Annotated in this window: 20 protein-coding genes; 6 read left to right on the top strand and 14 right to left on the bottom strand. The window is 61.8% G+C overall.

What is annotated here, in order from left to right; genetic code table 11:
- Positions 1–1,196: 1,196 nt before the first annotated feature.
- The 3 genes from IFO71_RS11845 (at position 1,197) to IFO71_RS11835 (ending at position 4,476) form a co-directional block, all read left to right on the top strand.
- On the top strand, positions 1,197–2,156 hold the full coding sequence (locus IFO71_RS11845) for an integron integrase (protein WP_225444585.1): 960 nt from the start codon (positions 1,197–1,199) through the stop codon (positions 2,154–2,156).
- 418 nt (positions 2,157–2,574) lie between these two features.
- The gene (locus IFO71_RS11840; protein ID WP_192029848.1) at positions 2,575–3,903 is read left to right on the top strand and encodes a hypothetical protein; all 1,329 of its coding nucleotides are present in this window, start codon (positions 2,575–2,577) and stop codon (positions 3,901–3,903) included.
- A gap of 303 nt (positions 3,904–4,206) precedes the next feature.
- Positions 4,207–4,476 (top strand): ribbon-helix-helix domain-containing protein, encoded by a 270-nt coding sequence (locus IFO71_RS11835; protein ID WP_192029847.1) that lies wholly within the window; start codon positions 4,207–4,209, stop codon positions 4,474–4,476.
- Between the two features lie 55 nt (positions 4,477–4,531).
- Here IFO71_RS11835 and IFO71_RS11830 read toward each other — a convergent pair whose 3' ends face one another.
- The 6 genes from IFO71_RS11830 to IFO71_RS11805 all read right to left on the bottom strand — a co-directional run bounded on the left by IFO71_RS11830 (position 4,532) and on the right by IFO71_RS11805 (position 8,516).
- Positions 4,532–4,819, bottom strand: coding sequence for a hypothetical protein (locus tag IFO71_RS11830; protein ID WP_192029851.1), 288 nt, complete (start codon positions 4,817–4,819; stop codon positions 4,532–4,534).
- 34 nt (positions 4,820–4,853) lie between these two features.
- Positions 4,854–5,354, bottom strand: coding sequence for a GNAT family N-acetyltransferase (locus IFO71_RS11825; RefSeq protein WP_192029846.1), 501 nt, complete (start codon positions 5,352–5,354; stop codon positions 4,854–4,856).
- Positions 5,351–5,863 (bottom strand): GNAT family N-acetyltransferase, encoded by a 513-nt coding sequence (locus IFO71_RS11820; protein ID WP_192029845.1) that lies wholly within the window; start codon positions 5,861–5,863, stop codon positions 5,351–5,353. The genes IFO71_RS11825 and IFO71_RS11820 overlap by 4 nt, the downstream gene beginning before the upstream one ends.
- Before the next feature lie 13 nt (positions 5,864–5,876).
- Positions 5,877–6,269, bottom strand: coding sequence for a GFA family protein (locus IFO71_RS11815; RefSeq protein WP_192029844.1), 393 nt, complete (start codon positions 6,267–6,269; stop codon positions 5,877–5,879).
- 397 nt (positions 6,270–6,666) lie between these two features.
- Positions 6,667–7,443: a LytR/AlgR family response regulator transcription factor gene (locus IFO71_RS11810; RefSeq protein ID WP_192029843.1), complete on the bottom strand. Its 777-nt coding sequence runs from the start codon at positions 7,441–7,443 to the stop codon at positions 6,667–6,669.
- Positions 7,440–8,516, bottom strand: coding sequence for a sensor histidine kinase (locus tag IFO71_RS11805; protein WP_192029842.1), 1,077 nt, complete (start codon positions 8,514–8,516; stop codon positions 7,440–7,442). The genes IFO71_RS11810 and IFO71_RS11805 overlap by 4 nt, the downstream gene beginning before the upstream one ends.
- A 122-nt stretch (positions 8,517–8,638) precedes the next feature.
- On the opposite strand from IFO71_RS11805, the gene IFO71_RS11800 reads away from it, so the two are divergent.
- Entirely contained in the window at positions 8,639–9,403 is a 765-nt protein-coding gene (locus IFO71_RS11800) for a DUF2306 domain-containing protein (RefSeq protein WP_192029841.1), read from the top strand.
- Here IFO71_RS11800 and IFO71_RS11795 read toward each other — a convergent pair.
- The 8 genes from IFO71_RS11795 to fusA form a co-directional block, all read right to left on the bottom strand.
- On the bottom strand, positions 9,378–9,908 hold the full coding sequence (locus IFO71_RS11795) for a hypothetical protein (RefSeq protein ID WP_192029840.1): 531 nt from the start codon (positions 9,906–9,908) through the stop codon (positions 9,378–9,380). The genes IFO71_RS11800 and IFO71_RS11795 overlap by 26 nt on opposite strands.
- A 57-nt stretch (positions 9,909–9,965) precedes the next feature.
- Positions 9,966–10,298: a hypothetical protein gene (locus IFO71_RS11790; RefSeq protein WP_192029839.1), complete on the bottom strand. Its 333-nt coding sequence runs from the start codon at positions 10,296–10,298 to the stop codon at positions 9,966–9,968.
- A gap of 14 nt (positions 10,299–10,312) precedes the next feature.
- The gene (locus tag IFO71_RS22495) at positions 10,313–11,200 is read right to left on the bottom strand and encodes a tetratricopeptide repeat protein (RefSeq protein WP_192029838.1); all 888 of its coding nucleotides are present in this window, start codon (positions 11,198–11,200) and stop codon (positions 10,313–10,315) included.
- A gap of 332 nt (positions 11,201–11,532) precedes the next feature.
- On the bottom strand, positions 11,533–12,009 hold the full coding sequence (locus tag IFO71_RS11780) for a DUF4440 domain-containing protein (RefSeq protein WP_192029837.1): 477 nt from the start codon (positions 12,007–12,009) through the stop codon (positions 11,533–11,535).
- 233 nt (positions 12,010–12,242) lie between these two features.
- Positions 12,243–13,112: a universal stress protein gene (locus tag IFO71_RS11775; protein ID WP_192029836.1), complete on the bottom strand. Its 870-nt coding sequence runs from the start codon at positions 13,110–13,112 to the stop codon at positions 12,243–12,245.
- 13 nt (positions 13,113–13,125) lie between these two features.
- Entirely contained in the window at positions 13,126–14,610 is a 1,485-nt protein-coding gene (locus IFO71_RS11770; RefSeq protein ID WP_425502891.1) for a SulP family inorganic anion transporter, read from the bottom strand.
- A gap of 506 nt (positions 14,611–15,116) precedes the next feature.
- On the bottom strand, positions 15,117–15,398 hold the full coding sequence (locus IFO71_RS22645; RefSeq protein WP_192029850.1) for a helix-hairpin-helix domain-containing protein: 282 nt from the start codon (positions 15,396–15,398) through the stop codon (positions 15,117–15,119).
- 43 nt (positions 15,399–15,441) lie between these two features.
- Positions 15,442–17,493 carry an elongation factor G gene (fusA, locus tag IFO71_RS11760; protein WP_192029834.1) on the bottom strand — a complete coding sequence of 684 codons (2,052 nt, stop codon included), beginning with the start codon at positions 17,491–17,493 and terminating at the stop codon, positions 15,442–15,444.
- 152 nt (positions 17,494–17,645) lie between these two features.
- On the opposite strand from fusA, the gene IFO71_RS11755 reads away from it, so the two are divergent.
- Both IFO71_RS11755 and IFO71_RS11750 read left to right on the top strand, forming a co-directional pair.
- Positions 17,646–18,587: an acyl-CoA thioester hydrolase/BAAT C-terminal domain-containing protein gene (locus tag IFO71_RS11755; protein WP_192029833.1), complete on the top strand. Its 942-nt coding sequence runs from the start codon at positions 17,646–17,648 to the stop codon at positions 18,585–18,587.
- Positions 18,588–18,666: 79 nt separating this feature from the next.
- Positions 18,667–20,481 (top strand): DUF885 domain-containing protein, encoded by a 1,815-nt coding sequence (locus IFO71_RS11750; protein ID WP_192029832.1) that lies wholly within the window; start codon positions 18,667–18,669, stop codon positions 20,479–20,481.
- Positions 20,482–20,876: the final 395 nt, after the last annotated feature.

The raw sequence follows: 20,876 nt of genomic DNA, 5'->3' as shown, positions 1-20,876 counted from the left end.
CATGCAACGGGCGCACGGAAAAGGCGCCTCTTGTATTAGGCCCGAGCGTGTCGATGCTAGAGAACTCGCAGGCGTCACCAATGCTCTTAAGAACATCCTCAAGGGTTCCCATTGGCTTCTAACGCCGTATTGAGGTGCCGCGGCACGATAACACTTCAGGAAACATCACGACCTCTCCCCGCGGTCAGCTCAAATACGTAGTTAGGGAACAGGACGACCCGCCAACGAGTAGCGGAGCGAGTCGACCAACCCGCGACTCCGGGTCCCGGGGTCTACGGCAGCGGAGTTGGCCGCAAGTGTAACCTGCCGGAAGAGAAGCGTGGGGCACAGGAAGGGCGGAGCGATCGGGCGTGCCGCGAAGCGGGACGCAGCGACAGGCCGGGGCAGCGGAGCGAAGCTGCGCGGCCAGACTGCGGGAGCCTGACAAAGCGCGATGTCACGCCCCAGATTTGCTCGCCGGCTCCGATCTCGGGAGGACGAGTGACGCCGCAACTCGACGAATACAAGAACCCTGGAGCGAACCTTGAACCTCATGCCTCGGTACTGAGCCCCTGTTGCCTAACGCTGCGTTGAGCAGCCATTGGCTACTGTCATTTCAGGAAACACCGTGACTTCTCCCAATGGTCTGCTCTAACGCGTAGTTAGGCCGAAGGCGCCAATCTGTGCGGACTGAAAGAATGACCGGGAACCCAGATGGTGCCGTTGCGACCCACGGGCGGAGCATATCCGGAATGGGGCAGCAGTGGTACCCCGGACTCGGAGCGCGGGATTCGGGGCCGCCACCATTCGAGGACCAAACAGGCATGGCAAGGCAAAATTGGGTGGCGGGCAACGCCGAGACGAGACAAACATCTTGCGCGGATCTGCAGACTTGTAGCTACTCACCGAGTGAAGCAGTGAACCCCAGCCTAACTACAATTCGATTGCAGATTAGATTTCAACGCGAAATCTAATCGGTTGGATAACGGCGGCAGTATCGATGGACGCATAGAAAAAATCCTACAAGTTTCAACGGCAAAGTCCGATGTTGCTGGGCCAGCTTGCCATCTAACGTGAGCGCCGAACCCATAATTTCGGCAGTCATCATGGCCAAACAGCTCACCAACCATTTTGGCTCGACCGTTCCTGACCGCGCAGAGTTCAGCCACTTCACTGTTAGCGAACGACGGGCATCCGGTGTTCGGCAGATTGATTTGATGCTTGCCGTCCAGGGGCGCCTGCGCCGGCTGGGATTATCCAAGAGAACCGAGACGGCGTACACGGGATGGATCGTGCGCTTTCTCCGGGCATTCCCTGGCCGACATCCAATTCGACTGGGCAAGGGTGAGGTGGAAGCCTTCCTGACCGCACTGGCGAGTCGCGATCGAGTTGCGGCGGCGACCCAAAATCAGGCCCTGGCGGCCCTCTTGTTCCTGTTTCGAGAGGTGCTGGGTCAGCAGCTGCCTTGGATGGAGGGAATCAAGCGGGCCAAGCGACCCGCCCGGTTGCCCGAGGTCCTGAGCCGCGAGGAAGTGCTGTCGGTGCTGTCCAGAATGAAGGGCGTTGATCGCCTCGTGGCGTCGTTGCTGTACGGTTCTGGCCTGCGGTTGTTGGAAGGGCTCCGCATTCGAAATCGTGACGTTGACCTGATTCGCTGCGAACTGATTGTGCGCGGCGGTAAGGGGAGCAAGGAACGCCGGACCATGATCCCGCGCGGTCTGGCCGATGCTCTGGCGGCTCAGCGTGACGTGAGCTTCCGCCTCCACCAGGAAGATCTCGACTGCGGTTTTGGCGAGGTATGGCTGCCTGATGTCTTGGCTCGCAAGTACCGCTCAGCGTCCCGGGAGCCCGGTTGGCAGTACTTGTTTCCAGCCCGGAAGCGCTCGGTAGACCCGCGGGGCAGCAAAGTGTTTCGTCACCATTGGAGCGAGTCATCCGTGCAGCGCGCGGTGAAACAGGCGGTGTTCCAGTCTGGGATTATCAAGCCGGCCACCTGCCATACCTTTCGTCACAGCTTCGCCACCCATTTGTTGGAAAGCGGGTACGACATCCGCACGGTTCAAGAACTGCTCGGGCATTCCGATGTGAGCACCACGCAGATCTACACCCATGTTCTCAATCGGGGGGCTAGCGCGGTGCGGAACCCGCTTGACGCATCGAGTCCAATGGCGCGGTGAACGTCCGCTCTTGCCTAGTGCTGGCCGATGCGGCGCTTCCGCTTTGGGTCGGTCAGCGCCGGTCGCGCCGGCCGCCACGACGTCGCGGTGAGCGTTTCGCGTCTCATGGGCACTGTCCGGCCAGGAGCGGTCGGCCGACCAGATGCCCACTTTCTGCCCCCGAAGCGGACGTTGAGGCTCCGCGGCAAGTCGAGACGGCGGCGAATTCAGCGGATGAAGTCCAATGCCGCCACCAGGTTCGGCCAGCTCGGTGGTTCGATCACTTCGGTCTTGAACCGCCAAGTGATTGATTCGGCCATCGTGTTGTCGTGGGAATCTCCAACCCTCTTGCTCAACTGCTACACGTAGCGCTAGGTTCCGTGTCAACGCCGACGCCAGTTCGGCCTCTTCCATTTTTTCCGCCGACACTGCCGCCCTGATGCCACGCCGGTTTACTCTTCCTTTGACCCTGCCGGGCCGCTGTTCTCCCGATTCATTGCAGTCGCCGTCCGCAGTGGCCGTATTGGCGGTCGATGCCACTTGCCGTCACGTCGGCAATGGCTGGCTGATCAGGTCTGTGATGGTGCTATTCGCCGCGGCCGCGCTCGGAGGGTGCGGGGGCGACGAGGATCGCGATTCCTATGCACTGTGGGAGGCGGGGCCGAAGAAGTATTGCGAAAGCCACGGGAGACTGAGCCTTGGCGCCGTGACCGAGGTCAAAGGCTACTTACTGGTCGATCCCCGCCGAGGCGATCTGGCGCATCGCGATGTCATTGAGGAGTTGATCGAGCGCAAGTTTGAGTTCTTCGAGGTCCCCCGTGCGCAGTTTTCACGCAGTCTGCGAACGCGAGGGACCTTGGTTAAGACCGACCAATTCCGCCGCTTCTACATTGGCAAGCGCGGAGATCCCGAGTGCCAGGAGTTCGAGGATTACTCCTCTTCCCCTAGCCTGCGAATGCTCGGATTGCCGACGACTGCGTGCATTGCGACCGTGACCAGCGAAACGCCGATCAGCGAATACGAATTCAGGGCCGAGTACGAAGAAGAGCAGGTTTGGGCTGCGAACTACAATTGGTTTAAGCGACAATTTGTGATCCATCGCCCAACCGGGGCAGTCGTGTCTGAGTTGATCACCAACGGTGTACAAAGCCGCAAAACCCGGTCGGCCGGGGCATGGTCCTGTCATTCCACTCAGGAGATCAGAAATTTCCAGCGCGCGGCCCTCGCTGCCGCGCCCAATCAGTGGTTGGACCCGGTGGTGCACACAGATCGAGTTGTTCCGCTGCCCCAGATCGAGCCGCCCCAACTCACGCAACTGGTTGCGCAGGATGACTCAATGCTTGGTCGGCTGGCGAAGTCGAAACTGGTGGCTAACGATGGGCTGCTGTGGGTGCAAAGTGATGTCCTCAGCCAGATTAAAGGCACGTCGAAACTTGAGATTTCGCTCGCCGAAGTGGGCGGCTATCCGATTCCCATGGTGCTTCTCCCTTTGCAAGACGAAATATTGCTAGCGCTTCGATTTGGCCAGTTTCCAAAGAGCAAATACGATTTCGCTATTGTCAGCGTGTCGCACGATGGTCGACGGATGGCAGTGACGCCGATCCTGTTGCCGGAGCTGGAGCTGTACGGCGACATTCTGCGAGTACAGGAGATAGAGCGGGTGGGTGATGGTGTGCGCATCCGCATGATGGATGCCGACTCTAGAAATGATCGGATCAAGGGTGCCATCGATCTAGTCGCGTCGCGGGTTGCCAAGGCCGGTACCTGATTTGCACGCCGCCCAGGTGCGGAGTCGTCGGCTGCTTGGTCGATGAATTGCGGTGGTCGAGATGGTGGGCTACTTGCCAAGGCCAAGCCCGCTTTATGATCTCGACCCCAATCTTGAGTAGCAAGCCGGTTTGGAGTTGAAGCATCGATGCCTCTGGCCAACTCGAACGACCGTTTTCAGAGTCATTGCAAGGTGATAGGCGACCGTCCGCAACGGGTCGACTGCCGAAGGTCGAGCGATCGGCGCCTTGCTACATGATTTTGCCGGGAATAGGATTTAATCCTACCGGAAGAGGCAAGCGCCATGCGCACAACTCAACAACTCAGTATTACGTTGCCCAATGAGATGGCCGATGTCGTCAAGGCAAAGGTTCGCGCGGGCGAGTACGCTAGTGAGAGCGAGGTGATTCGCGACGGCTTGCGCGCATTGTTGGCCCGCGACAGGGCTGTGGAGGCCTGGCTTCATGGCCAAGTGGGGCCAGCATTCGATGCACTTCAAGCCGACCCAGGACGAGGGGTAACACCGGATGCGGTGAGAGCCCGTTTGGCTGAAGAGCGCAGCAAGCTCCGGTGAGCATTCGGGTTGTTTTCGCACCCGAAGCGGAGGACCAGCTGGCTGCTTTGTACCGTTACATCAGCAAAGAAGCGTCCACCTTCATCATGCCCGAATCGGTATCCGGCACGCGCTCGATCACTTCGACAGCGCCGGCTTTGCGCGCCTTGGGGTCGTACAGCATCCTTGCCCTAATCACGTCAAAACTGTATCCGCGGCCCATACGATTCATGCCTTTGGCTAGCCCGTTGACGCTTGGGCGGAAATCACCAGCAAGATCTAGTGGGTAGCGCGCGCCCAGCCAGGAGTGCGCGATGCCGGTTGCGATGATCAGCAGCACCGATATCCACAGGAACAGGCGCATGGCAGATCCAGAAGAGAAAGGTTGGGCCGCCAGCCTACACGGGCAGGTTCACCGACGGTGCCAGGGCTGGCAAGTCTGACCTGATCCGACACATCGGCACGTAGCGAACTCCTTGTTTCACCGTCAGCGGCCCCTCGGCCACAAAGCCGAATTGACGATAGACGGGCACCGCATTCAGCGACGCGTTCACCGTCATCGTATCGGTCTCGTAGTCGCGGAGGGCGTGGTGCCAGAGTGCCTTGGCGACGCCGCGGCGGTGATGGGCGCGATCGACGAACAGCTGGAACAGGTGGCTGCCGCGCAGCATGGCGAGATAGCCGAGCAGTAGGCCGTCCTGCTCGGCGACCCGGTAGGCGTAGTCTGGCAACGCGAGTCGTTGCCGGAATGCATGCGCCGACAGGCTGTCGAGAAAGCCCTGGGCAGCGACCGAATCGACGATGAATTCGTCGCTGAAGCTGAGCGAGAGGCGGCTGATCGCATCGGCATCGGTCGAACGAGCAGGACGAATGCTGCAGAGGTTGGCACTGCGACTCAAGGTGAGCGCGCCTGCCCACGGCCGCTGAGGCAAGCCACTTGCAGCGACACCTGCTTCTTGCCGTCCATCACCGCCTGCCGGCCCACTTCGCGAAAGCCGAAGTGGGCGTGAAAGGCCGCTGAGATCGGATTTGGCGGATCGAGGTCGAACTCGCAGGCGACGCAGGCTGTACCGAGGGCGCGCGCCGTGTCGAACACGCGCTGGTAAAGCCGTTTGCCCAGGCCCTGCCCGCGGGCCGTGGCGTCCACCACCACCCGGTCCACATACAGAAAATGTGGGTAGCGAGTCTGAAACCAGCGGTAGTTGGGGCTGTCATAGTTGGCCCCCTCGCGAAACGCCAGCAGGAAAGCGCCGATCCGGTCTTCGAGTTCCACCAGCAGATGCAGGCAGGCCTCGGCGTGCAGGCGACCCAGTCGCGCAGCATCCAGCGGACTGAGAAACTGCACCGACGCCTGATTCAAGGCCAGCACGGCCGGAAAGTCAGCTGCGCTGGCCGGACGAATGATCATCGCAAGCGTGGGCTCATTCGAAGCGCTCGATGCCGGCCGGCAATTCTACCCAGGCATGCTTGCGCTCTTCGTACACCGAAACCGTCGGTGATGGAAAGTTGGGATCGGCAAAGGCGCCCACCGGAATGGCGATGCGCTCTTCTCCCTCGATCTGGTAGTACAGCGTGGCGCCGCAGTCCGGACAGAAGGTGAAACGGATGGTGGTGCCCGAGCCGCCCTTGCGCGCATATTCGCGTCCTTCACCCGAGATCTGCACCTGTTCGGGCAGAAAGCGCGCCTGAATGGCGAATACGCCGCCGCTGCGGCGCTGACAATCCAGGCAATGGCAAATCGAAATGCGCACTGGATGACCATTCGCCACGGCCTGCAGCTTGCCGCAGCTGCAGCTGGCCGTTCTACTCAGCATGGCGTGCCTCCGGCTGATCCGCAATGCCGACCATTATCGACCACTTGTTCATCGCCGCAAGAAGGTCATGCTTAACCCGGCTATTTCATGAGGGGGCGCGGATGATCACCGAGGACTTTGCGCCGGGTGCAAGGCTCACTTGGACGAGATCGGGACGCAGTCCCGCGTAGCTGCGACAGCAGCCGAACAACGCAGCAATTGGTGCAAAGGACCTCGGGGCGAATGCCCGCATAGCCGCGCAGCAGCCGTAGCCGCGCAGCGGCCGCATGAGGGCCGTGCCAGCGACGAAAGACAGCGAACACGTTGTGATCCAACGAGAATTGTTCGAAAACGTTGATTTGCCGGGGCTGGCGGTGTCTTTCGGCGCGACCGCATGAAGTAACCGGGCCAAAATGGCTTACATCTGGCGAAACTGGCCGATAAAGCTGCGGCTCATTGGCAGCGTTTCATCGCTGGCGCGCAGATGCACGGTGGCGGTTTCGTTGTCATGGCGCTCGATGCGATCGATCGCATGTCGATTCACCGCCGCCGATCGGTGCACCTGTACAAACACATCCGGGTCGAGCTGGGCCAGCAATTCCTTCAATGCCATGCGCACCAGGGATTGCTCGATACCGCCGTCGGCTCGACGCCAGACCACACGAGTGTACTTTTCGTCCGAGCGCAGATAGTCGATACGTTGGCAATCAATCACTTGCACCGTTCCTCCTAACGAGGCGTTAAGCCAGCGCAGATACGGACGGCTGTAACCGGGTCGCAGGCGGGCCTCCAGCTCATCCAGCAGGGCAGTGCGATCGAGGATCGGCGTGCTGTGCTGAAGTCGGTCGCGCAGGCGGGCCACGGTGTCCTGCAGACGGGCCAGCTCAACTGGTTTGACCAGATAATCCAGGGCGCCGCGGTCGAAAGCCTGTACCGCGTATTCGCTGAACGCGGTGACGAATACCAGATGCGCGCGTTGGCCTATCTGTCGCGCCGCCTCGATGCCATTGATGCCCGGCATCTGTACATCGAGAAAGCAGACCTCGGGTCGCAGTTGCTCGAATGCCGCCACAGCTTCGCGACCGTTGCGCGCTTCGGCAATGATCTGCAAGTCCGGCCAGGCCTGCGCCAGCATGCGCGCCAGACCGCCGCGCAGCAGCGGTTCGTCATCGGCGATCAGGGCGCGCACGCTCATGGGGTATCCGGGCTGGCGGGGAATTCGATTTCAGCTCGGGTGCCGTGCGGAAGCAAGGGCTCGACGCGCAGCTGTGCTGCCTCGGCAAAGTTCAAGGCGAGGCGTTGGCGCAGGTTTTCCAGCCCGCTGCCCAGGCCATCGGTCATAGTGCCGGCGGGCAGGCCGACGCCATCGTCGGTGACCTCAACGCGGCAGCGAGCCGCATCATGACTGACTCGTACCTGCACTTCACCGCCGGTTTCGCTCGGATCGATGCCATGCCGCACGGCGTTCTCCACCAGGGTGAGAATCGAGACCGGCAGGCATGGCAGATGGGCCGCCGCGGCCGGCATCTCGATGCGGTAGCGCAGGCGATCGGGAATGCGCATCTGCATCACCTCAAGATAGGCGCGCACCAGGTCGATCTCTTGTTTGAGCGTGCTGGTCGGCTGTTGCAGCTGCGGCACGGCGGCGCGCAGATAGCTGATCAAACTGGCCAGGACCGGGCCAGCCTGCGGCGCGCCGGACTCGACCAGTTCGCGCACATTGGCCAGGGTGTTGAACAGAAAATGCGGTTGCACCTGGGCATGCAAGAGGCGCAGGCGCGAATCCAGTGTCTGTCGTTGGTGTTCGCTTTGTTGCAACTGAAGGCTAAGGGCGAGTTGTTCGGCTTCGCCGCGAATCTGCCGCATCAAGGCGGTGATGCCCAACCATGGGCCAAACAGCAGGCCGGTGAAACTGATGGTTGCCATGCCGAACAGCCGTGGCCGGTTTTGCCACAAGGGCAAGGCATCCTGCTGCGACACCAGCAGGTACACTGCGATCACGGCTGGCGGAATGGCCAGCGCCAGGGCCAGAATCTGCCAGGCCCAGCGGGCAAACCAGCGCGGCAGGCGCGGCGGAAACCGTCCGGCGATCTCGAATGCAGCCCAGGCTGTCAGGGCCACCACCAGGGTGCGCGCCATTACTTCATACAGCCGTACTCCCTCGAACGTCGGGCTGATCAGCAAGCCCCATAGCAGACCGACGCTGAGCACCCGAAACAGGCGTTGCCGCGTTCGCGGTGGGTGGTGGTGGATGTCGACGGCCTTCATGGCAGCCGATGGTAACCAAGCGCGAGCCTTGGCTGCGCGTGGGGCACTGTTTCCAGCAGTGCCTGCAGTGCCACTGATCGCCCCTGGTCGTCATTCAAGTCCGAATTACCGTGGTTCATCGCATGCCACTGGAGGCAACCGACCTGGGTCCGCAGGATGAGCGCGAATCCAGGCGGAGTCTGCCCATGTTGTATCTGCATATTGTCGGCGGCCTGCTGGCCATTCTGGCCGGCGCACTGGCGCTGATGGCGCGCAAGGGCGGCGTTCTGCACCGGCGCAGCGGCAGGGTATTCGGCTTGGCCATGCTGCTGATGACCGCCAGCGCGCTGCTGATCGCCACCTATTTGCGCCCCAATCCGGGCAATATCATTGCCGCTTCGCTGACCGGCTACCTGGTGCTGAGCGGGATCATGACCGTGCGTTCGCCGCGCATCGCCGCCCATGGTTGGCGCGTCGGACTGCTGCTCTGGGTATCCAGTGTGGCCACGGCCGCTGCTTTGTTGAGTCGGGTCGCCGCCGATGCGCCTGGCGGCGCGATTGACGGCATCCCCTATCAGGCCTTGATCATGTTTTCGCTGGTCGCCGGGCTGGCAGCGATCGGCGATGTGCGTCTGTTGCTAGGCCGCGAATTGGCGCCGACGCAGCGCATTCGCCGTCACTTGTGGCGGATGGGCTATGCGATGTGGATCGCAACCACCTCATTGTTTCTCGGCCAGGCCAAGCAGTTTCCCGACAGCTGGCAAAGCTCGGGCTGGTTGGGGCTGCCGATACTGCTGGTGATGGGCGTCTTGCTGTTCGAATGGTGGCGGGCAGGGCGGCAGAGCCGGCCGCGTGCGCAGCCAACACGCTTGTCCGCCGCTATCACTCCTGCTCAACAGGCTGATTGATCGCCTGCTGAGCGGCCTCGACTGGCTCGGTCTCGGGCTGGCTGATGCGCTGCCGAATGTAGTTGGCAATTTTCCGATCCAGTCCGCGCTTGACTGAAAACCACAGCTCGAAATCGAGATCCGGATCTTCGTGATGCAGCGTGATCACGGTGTCGTCGAGAAAATGCTGGCCCTGCTGCACGCTGATATCGCGGATATCTTCGTAGCGCGATTCGAATTGAAACGGTTCGCCCTCGTAGGTGGCATAGCTCACCACACGTTGGTCGGTTACCAGATTGCCATCTTCCTCAAAGCTGATCGCTCCGAGCGAGTAGTAGTAGAGGAACTTCTCGCCGTTCAGCGGCGGAACAATGCGTTCGACCTCGCTCTGCGCCCGGCTCGGCAATCGATGCCATTCGGAAGTGTCCGTGGGCGGGCCGAAATACTCAGTGTAGATGGCGATCGACAGTACCGCGGCGACCACCAGGGACAGGACCGCCAGGGCGAGGATTTTCAGCGGGTTCACAGGCGTTTGATGGAGAGCGGGCGATGGCGCAGGATAGCGTGTTGCAGCGCCGGCATCTCATTCAAGCTCGGTTGCACGCCGCTGTCGCCGGCGCAAGTAGACCGACAGCGGCAGCAAGAGCCAGGGCAGAAAGTAAGCGACGGCGGCCAGGCTGAAGAACGTCCCGGTCGACGTTCCGACCCAGCTGGTCAGCCAACCCAGTGCCAAGATGGCGCAGCAACAGACCAGGAAGCGCCAGCGTGTCCCGCGGCCGCTGATCACCCAGCCGATGAGGTAGGGCAGCAAGTAGACGGCAGCGAGGAGATACACGGCCTCAATCGTCGGCCCGTGAGCATGGGCCGGCGCACTGAGCAACAGCGCGCTGGCGTGCAACCAGGTTCGAGCTTGCACGACTTCGCCGCCGCTTAGCCCTGTTTGACGCGCTTGAGGTCGGCCTTCGCCATCTCTCCAACATCGCGATCGTTCATTGCCAGCTCAAACGCGGCGATCGCCTCGTCGCGACGGCCGAGCTTATCCAGCAGTTGCCCGCGACGCCATTGTGCGGCGGCCAGGCTGAGTTGTTCGGGCTCCTCGCCAGCGGCAATAAAGGCATCGAGATAGGCAAGGCCCTGCTCGATGTGATCGCCGGTGATGGCGGCCAGTCGGCCGAGCTGGTAGCGGCCCAGGGCGAGGGTCTTCTCGTGGTCCAAGGCATCGACCCACAGCGTGCGCACATCGTCGAAGCGCTTGCGGTTCTGCAGGAAGGCATTGAAACCGAACAGGGCGCGGATACTGGCCGGATTGGCGCGCAAGGCTTCGCGATACAGCGATTCAGCCGTGCTGTCGCTGTCGTCCTGCAGGGCGAGATTGGCGGCGGCCACCTTGCCCTCGGCCGCATCCAGTTCAGCAATGGCCTTGGCCTGCGCCTCGGCCTTGTCGCGCCCGCCGCCCATGATGCCGGGGGCCAACAGGTAGTACTGCATCAGATCGAAACGCGCCTCGACCAATCCGGGCTGTAGCTCGACGGCTTTTTCGAAGGCGTCGCGGCAGCGACCGGCCCACTTGGCCTTGGTCAGGATATTGGCCTCCTGGGCCTGCCGCCCGTACACGCGACCGGCCCACAACCAGGCCATGGCGTCATCAGGCAGTGCCTCGGTGGTTTCCTCCGCAGCTTCCAGTGCGTCATCCAGGCTTTGATGACGGAACTGGTCGCGCAGCTGCTGGACCTGCGGCGCCAGCGGCTGAGCAGCCGCCAGTCCCGGCAGGGCGGTGAGGCTGAGGGCAAAAGCGGCGATAAACAGGGTGTTACGCACAGAGGGCACTCATACGTTGTGGAACGGGGCGCTAGGTATAGCCGAGTGCCGAAAAATCGGCGTAAACATTTCGTTCACGCCGTTATTGGGTTGTTGTCGGTTCAGGTAGGGAGTTATCCATACGCTTGAGCCAATGGGAGCTCTCTCGGTCCGCCGAGGGCAACTGGGCGAAGCACGTGGCCAAGATGGCTCCGAGGGCTCCATGGCCGGCCTGCGCAACGCGCTGTCGAGGCTCGCTTCGACAGGCTCAGCGAGTGCGAGGTGGGTGGTTCGGCGGTCGCTTCGACGCCCCTGCGCCAGTCGAAGGGGCGGCCTCAACCGAGCAATCGGCCTCAGTTCTGCGGCACCACGACCGCAGCAAAGTTGGCATGCACCAGCATCCACTTGCCGTCGCGCTTGTGGTAAATGCGGGTCGATTTGGCCAGGTTGGGTTGCTGCTTGCCCTCGGCGTTCTTGGTGATCCCGGCGTAGTTGTAGCTGAGGATGGCGACATCGCCATACACCTGAACATGTGGATTGATCATCTCCGAGACCAGCCCGACGTCGCCACTGCTGCGGCTGGCCTCATAGAACTTGGCCGCCTGCGCCTTGCCCTTGACCAGGGCCGGAACGACCGGATTGAACTCGGTGTAATCATCGGCAATGGTCGTCCAGGCCTCAGCTGAGGGCTTGTTCTGGTTCTCCGCCGCCCACTGGGCATAGGCGGTGGCGATCACATCCTCGGCGTCACTGGCCACAGCGCCGCCGGATGCCATCATCAGCAGGCCGGCGGCCAGGGCCGGACACAGATAGTGCTTGGTCTTGAACATGAGATTCCCCTTTATGTGCGTAGTCGCCGCAGCGGGCCGGGTCGATGGCAGACGGTGTGTGAGACAGCGCCCGGCGAACGGGTGACGCACCGGCTTCGGGCCCAAGGGGGCGGCGGGACGGTGTGGCCAGGCAAGCGTGCAGTAGCCAACGAAGCGAGAGGGAGCGGCCAACCCACCTTACGCCGATCCCCGACTAGCGCATCTTGCGCTGCAGCATATTGGGCAGCTTTCGATCAGCGCAGCAGCAGCACCGGAATCAGACAGTCGCGCAACACCTGGGTCGTGGTGCTGCCGACGATCAGGTTTCGAATGCGTGAGTGGCCGTAAGCGCCCATCACCAGCAGATCCACCTCTCGCTTGGACACGTGCTCGGGAATGGCAGTATCGGCTGCGCCGTCCACCTTGATCGTACTGGCTGCGAGGCCGGCCGATGCCAGTTGTTGCTCGGCCCAGCGGAGGGCGTCATCGGACGCGGCATCACCCGCTGTGAGGAGAAGACAATCCAGCCCTTTGAGCAAGGGACTAGCCGCAACCATGTCGATGCAGCGGCGTGTGGTGGGGCTGCCGTCGAAGGCAATCATGAAGCGTCGAATCGGGCGGAAGGCGCGGGAGGCGACCAGCACCGGCCGATGCACGGCGCGAATCACCCGCTCCAGTTTGCTGCCCAGATGGCCCTTGCCGAAATCGGCGTGCTCGCCCCGCTTGCCCAGCACCAACAAGCGGCTTTGCTGCTCCAGTTCCAGCAGTGACTCGAGCAGGTCGCCATGGCGAAGCAGGGTATGCGGATGCACGCTGTGCTGAGCGCGCGCGCGTTCTACCACCTGGTCCAGCAGAAGGCGGCCACGCTGCTGCGCCAGTTTGCCTTGCTTCTCATCGAGTTCTGCCATGCTGGTCAATAGTTGCTCCTGACTGCCCAGCACCAGGTTGCCGCTCAAATCCATCGGCATCGACGTGGCTATGCGCTCAATGCAGTGTAGGAAGCTTAGTCTTGCCCCAAGCCGGGATGCCGCCCAAGCGGCGTGTTCGGCAATGCTGGCTGCGTAGATCGAACTGTCGACTGCAGCAATTACCTGGCCCTCAGCATGGATCAGCTCTGACGTCATGGTCACCTGTTCCTCAATGCTCGCCCATCAGGGCGCGTGCGTGTGCTTTGTCGTGCACGCCTAGGCGTTCCACCAAGGTGGCGCTGGCGTTGTTCATGCCGAGAATCTCTACCTCAGTGCCTTCGCGGCGAAACTTCAATACCACCTTGTCCAGTGCCCCGACCGCGCTGAGGTCCCAGAAGTGGGCCGCGCTGACATCGATGCGTACCGTCTGCACTGCCTCTTTGAAGTCGAACCCGGCTGCGAAAGCCTGCGCCGAGGCAAAGAATACCTGTCCGGTGACCCGGTAGTCGCGTCGGTCGGCAGCCGCATCCAGGCTCGATTCGATATGCAGTACCTGGCCCACTTTGCGGGCAAAGAACAAGGCCGACAGCAGTACGCCGGTGAACACGCCTTTGGCAAGATCGTGAGTGAACACGGTGACCAGCACGGTGCCGATCATCACCAGATTGGAGCTGCTAGGGTGGCTGCGCAGGTTGACGATCGAGCTCCAACTGAAAGTGCCGATGGAGACCATGATCATTACCGCCACCAAGGCCGCCATCGGAATAAGCTTGACCCAGGGGCCGGCGAACACCACCAGTACCAGCAGCACGCTGCCGGCCACCAGGGCCGATAGGCGGCCGCGACCGCCCGACTTAACATTGATCACCGACTGCCCGATCATCGCACAGCCGGCCATGCCGCCGAGCAGACCAGCGCCGATATTGGCAATGCCTTGGCCGGCACATTCGCGATTCTTGTTGCTCGGCGTATCGGTGAGGTCGTCAACGATCTGCGCGGTGAGCAGTGATTCCAGTAGACCCACCACGGCCAAGGTGATCGATACCGGCAGGATGATCCATAGCGTATCCAGTGTCAGTGGAACGTTGGGCAGCAGAAACACCGGCAGGCTGTCGGGCAGTTCGCCCATATCGCCGACGGTACGGATGTCGAGATCGAGTCCGATCGCTACCGCGGTCAGCAAGACGATGGTGACCAGGGGCGAGGGAATCGCCCGGGTGAGATAGGGAAACAAATAGATGATGGCCAGCCCGGCGGCGGTCATGGCATAAACCGTCCACGGCACATCGATCAGTTCCGGCATTTGCGCCAGGAAGATCAGGATGGCCAGCGCATTGACGAAGCCAGTGATCACCGAGCGCGAGACGAAACGCATCAAGGCGCCTAGTTTCAGCAGGCCGGCGATGATCTGCCACAACCCGCACAGCAGGGTGGCGGCGAGCAAGTACTGCAGGCCGTGATCCTTGACCAGATCCACCATTACCAGGGCCATCGCACCCGTCGCCGCCGAGATCATGCCTGGGCGGCCACCGGTAAAGGCAATCACCACCGCGATGCAGAACGAGGCGTACAGCCCGACCTTGGGATCGACGCCGGCAATGATCGAGAAGGCGATGGCTTCGGGAATCAATGCCAGAGCCACCACAAGACCCGCAAGAATGTCGCCGCGCAGGTTGCCGAACCAGTCGCGGGCGGAGAACAGGGAAGTTTTCAAGGCGAATCCAGCGAATGCGAAACCGCCGACGCGAAACCGCATCGTTAGAATCGAGTCAAGAGAGCCAGGCGCCGGGCGCCCCGCAGAGGCCTCGCATTATAGAGGCGATGGGTTGGGGCTCAAGCTCTAGCCCGGATATTTCATGAGGGGGCGCGGATGATCACCGAGGCAATCGGCGCAAAGGACCTCAGGGCGAATGCCCTGCGTAGCCGCGCAGCGGCCGAATGAGGGCCGTGCCAGCGCCGAAAGATCGCCAACACTCTGTTATCTCAACACCATCGGTCGAAACTCTCGCCCCGCTTGGAATTGCCGGATCTTTCGGCGCGACCTCATGAAATATCCGGGTTAGCAGGCTGGCGCACCCTAAGTTTGTCGAAGGGTGCCTGGACGAAGCGGCAGCCCAAGTGCGGCCTGTGGCCCGGCTCACCCGCTCTGTCAACACCGCCGGCCTCGACGGAACGAACGCCAGACACGTTGCCGCATTTGCCGGGCACCCTTCGACAAGCTCAGGGTGCGGGGATGCGCCAGCCATTTTCGGCAAGCGGGGGGGGCGTGCACGCACGAATCTTTGCTCTCACCGTGTAGTGCCACCAAGGCTGCGGTTCGGCGCCCTCCATGAATCGCACCGAGGCGATCAGTACATCGCAGACGCAAGGGTCAAGATGTTGGCCCTGTAGCCGCTGCAATTGCTTGTACAGTGCATACGGATCCTCGCCGACCAAATCCGACGGCGCGCGTATACCCAGCAACTCGAAATCGCCAATGGTGGCCGGGCCGACATTCGGGATGTCGGCAACCGGCGTACCTTGCTGGCGCGTCGGGCCTTGGCCGTCACTCCTCTTCCGTCTTCGGTTTGTAGGCTTCCATCAGTTGCTTCTGAGTCGGCGGCGGCACCGGCTCGTAGTGACTGAACTCCAGGGTGTAGCGGCCGCGACCGGCGGTGGAGGCTTTCAGTTCATTGGCATAGTCGCCGACCTCGGCCAGCGGCACCTGAGCACGAATCACCAGCTCACCGCCGCGCATCGAGTCGGTGCCATTGATGCGTGCGCGCTTCGAGGCGAGGCCTCCGGTGATATCGCCGACGGCTTCTTCCGGAACCGCAACATCGAGGTTCACCACCGGCTCCAGCACCAGCGGGCGCGCCTTGTTCACCGCATCGACAAAGGCCCGTTTGCCGGCCTGCACAAAGGCCACTTCCTTGCTGTCTACAGGGTGATGTTTGCCGTCGTAGACGATGACGCGCACATCCTGCAATTGATAGCCGGCGACCACGCCGGTGTCCAGCACCATCCGAACACCTTTTTCCACCGCTGGAATGAATTGATGCGGGATGGTGCCGCCCTTGACCTCGTCGACGAATTCAAAGCCCGTGCCGCGCGGCAGCGGCTCGATACGCAGGAAGACCTCGCCGAACTGGCCGGCGCCACCGGTCTGTTTCTTGTGCCGGTGATGGCCGTCAGCCTTGCTGCTCACCGTTTCGCGATAGGCGATGCGCGGCGGGCGGGTGCTGACATCGACGTTGTAGCGATCCTTCATCCGCTCCAGCATCAGCTTGAGATGCAGCTCTCCCAAGCCGCGAATGACCGTCTCGTTAAGTTCATTGTGCGGTTCGAGGCGGAAACAGGGATCTTCTTCGTTGAGTTTGTGCAGGGCGTTGGCCAGCTTCTGCTCCTGACCCTTGCTGGCCGGCTCGATCGCCAGGCCGAACATCGGTTGCGGAAAGTCGATCGGCTTGAGATGGAATTCATCTTCATCGTGGCTGTCATGCAGCACGGCATCGAAGTGAATTTCTTCGATCTTGGCGACCGCGGCGATGTCGCCGGGAATCGCCTCGTCGACTTCCAGGTGATCCTTGCCGCGTAGCTTGAACAGATGGCCGACCTTGAACGGCTTCTTGCCGTCGTCGATAAACAGCTGGGTGTCGCGTTTCACCGTGCCCTGATAGACGCGGAAGATGCTGAGCTTGCCGACAAAGGGGTCGTTGACGATCTTGAACACATCGGCCAACACATGCTTGTCGGCCAGCGGTTCGGCCAGCACCGGTACGGCATGGGTGCCCTGACCCTTGAAAAAGGGCGGCGGGTTGGCCTCGAACGGGTTCGGCATCCAGTGCTCGCAGACATCCAGCAGTTCAGCGATGCCGGTGCCGTTGCGCGCGGAAACAAAGCAGATCGGCACCAGATGCTGTTCGCGCAGGCATTGTTCGAAGGCTTCGTGCAGTTCGTCGCCGCTGAGCCCTTCCTCGCCTTGATCGAGGTAATGGCCCATCACCTCTTCATTGATCTCGACCACCTGGTCGATGATCTGCTGGTGCCAATCCGACACCGGTCCGAGATCGCTCTGGCCGCTGTTCTGGCGGAAGCAGTCGATCACCTTGGTGCCGTTCTCCGCAGGCAGATTCAGCGGCAGGCATTCGCGGCCAAAGGTCTGCCGGATGTCCTCGACCAGGGCGTTGAGATCGATGTCCTGGGCGTCGATCTTGTTGATCACGATCAGTCGACACAGCCGCCGCGCCTTGGCGTGATCCATCATCCGCTGGGTGCTGTATTCGATGCCGGTCGCGGCATTGATCACTACCGCCACGGTTTCCACCGCGGCCAGGGCCGACAGGGTGGGGCCGCGAAAATCGGGATAGCCCGGGGTGTCGATCAGGTTCAGGTGTGAACCGCCGTGGTCGATCGAGGCGATGGCTGAGTTGATCGAATGGCCACGGGCCTTTTCCATCGGGTCGAAGTCCGAAAGGGTCGAGCCGCGCTCCACCGTGCCTGCCGTCTGCAGGGTGCCGCCGGCTTGCAGCAGGGCTTCGAACAGCGTGGTTTTGCCGGCGCCTGCGTGTCCTGCCAGGGCGATATTGCGGATGTCCTCGGTGGTATAGCTCGGCATATCTCGGCCCTCCCCAGAGCATCGTTTGGTTGTGCGCCAAGCATGCACCGAAGCGGGGGTGGGGGACAAACCCCATGGACGGTTCGAAAGCGGCGCTGTCACATTGGGGCCACTCAGGCGTTCTGGAATGCACTTTCCGGGGGAGTGACACCATGCGCCTGCTGTTCAAGATCATCGCCATTTTTTTTCTGGTCCTGCTGCTGGGAACCGTCGCCCTGGCCGGCTACGTGGTTTATCAGGTCGAATCCTTTGATACCGAAACCCCACCGGCGCGGCACGGGCAGGTCGATCAGCGGCTGTTCCTGGGTCCAGGCGAACGCCAGCCCTTGATCGTGGGGTTCGGCGGCGGGGAAGGCGGCAATGCCTGGGCCAGCGATCACTGGAAGGCGCAACGACAGCGATTTCTCGATCAGGGCTATGCCTTCCTGGCGATCGGCTATTTTGGCGGCCCGAAAACGCCCAAAGAGCTGGATCGCATCGCCCTCGACGCAGTGCATGCGGCGATCGTCCAGGCGGCCGCTGATCCTCGAATAGAGTCGCGTTGCATTGCGCTGATTGGCGGTTCCAAAGGGGCCGAGCTGGCGCTGGCTCTGGGCAGCCGATACCCGGATGTCGATGCGGTGGTAGGAATTGTGCCCGCCAGTGTGGTGTTCGCCGCCCATACGCCAGTGATGACGACTTCGTCGTGGACCGACCGTGGCGCGCCGCTGCCGTTTGTACCAGTGCCCTGGTCCGCCACCTTGCCGCTGCTGAGCGGCGATCTGCGCGCGGCCTTTGAGATCATGATGGCCGATCAAACTGCCTGGAATCTGGCCCAGATTCCGGCTGAAAACCTGCGCGGTCCGCTGCTGCTGGTGTCGGCCACCGAGGATGAAATGTGGCCGTCTCAGGCGATGGCCGAGCAGATCATGCAGCGGCTCGACGCCCATGGGTTTGCCTATACCGCCCAACACCTGGCGATCGAGGGCGGTCACGGCGAGCCGCTGAAACACTTCGATAAGATGGAAGCCTTCCTCGCCACCGAGTTTCAGCAGCCCTGCCTGAGCAACAGCGCCGCCCAGCTCGGTGAGGCGGAAGTGGCTGCCGGGTACTGATGCCCCTGCCTTTCGGCCCACGCTTGCGCACCCCATCGGTGCTATCGTGCACGGCTGATTGGCTTGCTGGGGAATGCGTATGTGGCGTTGGCTGAAGTGGCCGTTTCGGCTGTTTGCACTGTTGCTGGTGGTAGGTCTGGGCTGGTTCCTGCATGAATGGAACTTCAAGCCCTGGTCACTGCGCTTCTTCTACGAGCGCGCCTTTATCCAGTACGCCATCGATGACCCGCAGATGCTGTCCAGCATGCGCATGTTGCCGAGCTGGCTGGACTGGTACAGCGACGACCTCACCGATGTGTCGTTGGCCCGGCAGGACACGTTGCGGCAGAAGCTGAAGGACGACTACGAAACCCTCAAGAGCTACGACCGCGAAGCACTGACCGAAGAAGAGAAACTCAGCTACGACGTGCTGGACTACTTCCTCGCCACCCAGCTTGAAGGTGATCCATTCCGTTTCCACAACTATCCGGCCAACCAGCTGTTTGGTTTCCAGAACGGCTTGCCAACCTTCATGGCCACTCAGCATCCGGTTCGGTCGGTGGGCGATGCCGAGGACTACAACGCCCGGTTGGAAAAGTTTCCGACCTATTTCGAGCAGCAGATGGAAGGCGTACGGCTGCGTGTCGACAAGGGCATCGTGCCGCCGCGCTTCGTGGTCGAGAAGGTGCTGCAGGAGGCCAAGGACTTCGTCGCCGCCAAGCCCGACGAGAACATGCTGTACGCCACCTTGGTCGACAAACTGGACAAGATCGAGCCGGCCATCGAGGCAGGGCAGCGTCAGCGCATTCTTACCGCCACCAAGCAGCGCATCGAGCGCTCGGTGTATCCGGCCATGCAGACCCTGGTCGACTACTACCAGGAGTTGCTGCCCAAGGCCCGGCCGAACAACGGCGTGTGGGATCTGCCACAGGGTGAGGCGTTCTATGCCTATCAGGTGCGCGAGCACACCAGCACCACGATGACGCCTGAGGAGGTGCATCAGCTTGGACTGGCCGAGGTGGCGCGAATCGAAGCCGAAATGAATGAGATCCTGGTCGGCGAGGGGCTGATCGAAGGCACCATCGGCGAGCGTGTTGACCAGATCTCGCAGCGCCCGGATCAGTTGTATGAAGACTCCGATGCCGGCCGCGAGCAGATTCTGGCCGACTACCAGAAGATCATCGATGAGATTGATGCCGGCCTCGATCCCTACTTTGGTGTACGGCCGAAAATTGGCGTCGAAGTCAAGCGGGTGCCGGAGTTTCGCGAAAAGACCGCGCCCGGTGCTTACTACAATGCTCCGGCCTTTGATGGTTCACGCCCGGGTGTCTTCTACGCCAACCTTCGCTCAGTGAAGGAAGTGGCTAAGTTCGGCATGCGCACCCTGGCTTACCACGAGGCAATCCCCGGTCATCACTTCCAGACCACGATTCAGCAGGAACTCACCGGCGTGCCGATGTTCCGCAAGATCCTCGGCTTTACCGCCTTCTCCGAGGGTTGGGCCCTGTATGCCGAGCGCCTGGCCTGGGAGATCGGTTATCAGGAGAACCCGCTGGACAACCTCGGTCGACTGCAGGCCGAGATGTTCCGTGCGGTGCGTTTGGTGGTCGATACCGGCCTGCACCACAAGCAATGGACGCGCGAACAGGCCATCGATTACATGCGCGAGAAGACCGGCATGCCGCCGACCGATGTGGTGGCCGAAATCGAGCGCTATATCGTGATGCCCGGTCAGGCTCTGGCTTACAAGGTCGGCATGAACACCATCCTGCGCCTGCGCGAAGAGGCCAAGACCGAACTTGGCGACAAGTTCGATCTCAAGGGCTTCCACGATGTGGTGCTGACCGGTGGCGATCTGCCCTTGACCTTGCTGGAACGTCTCGTTAAAGCCTGGGTGGCCGACGAGAAGGCGTGAACCGGCTGGCGGGCTGCGCTGGTCGAAGCCCGCCCCAAGGAGCGTGAGCCGAGCGGGTGCAGGCGAGCAGGAGGCCGGGCGCCCTTCGACAAGCTCAGGGAGCGCGCCTCTACGCTGGCTGAGCATCTCAGGTCGCGCGCCTCTACGCTGGCTGAGCATTTCAGCGTGCTCGGCTCTACGCTGGCTGAGCTTGTCGAAGCCAGCCTGAGCGGAGCGAGGCGTTAGGGAATCTCTGAACAAGTTCAGAGATTCCTGCGGTGCACGGATGCACCGCCGCGATCAACAACGTACGTTGTTGATCAGCGTGAGCCGAGTCCGGACCTGTGCAGGACTCGGCGCGTCTGACTAAGTCCGGGATGGACTTATTCAGACTTTCCTTAGGGCCTTATCATCCC

It is taken from the genome of Pseudomarimonas arenosa (genome assembly GCF_014841215.1).
In the GTDB taxonomy this organism is placed as follows: Bacteria; Pseudomonadota; Gammaproteobacteria; order Xanthomonadales; family Xanthomonadaceae; genus Pseudomarimonas; species Pseudomarimonas arenosa.
Note: the sequence above shows the minus strand (reverse complement) of the source record. Positions and strands in the feature narration are given on the sequence as shown.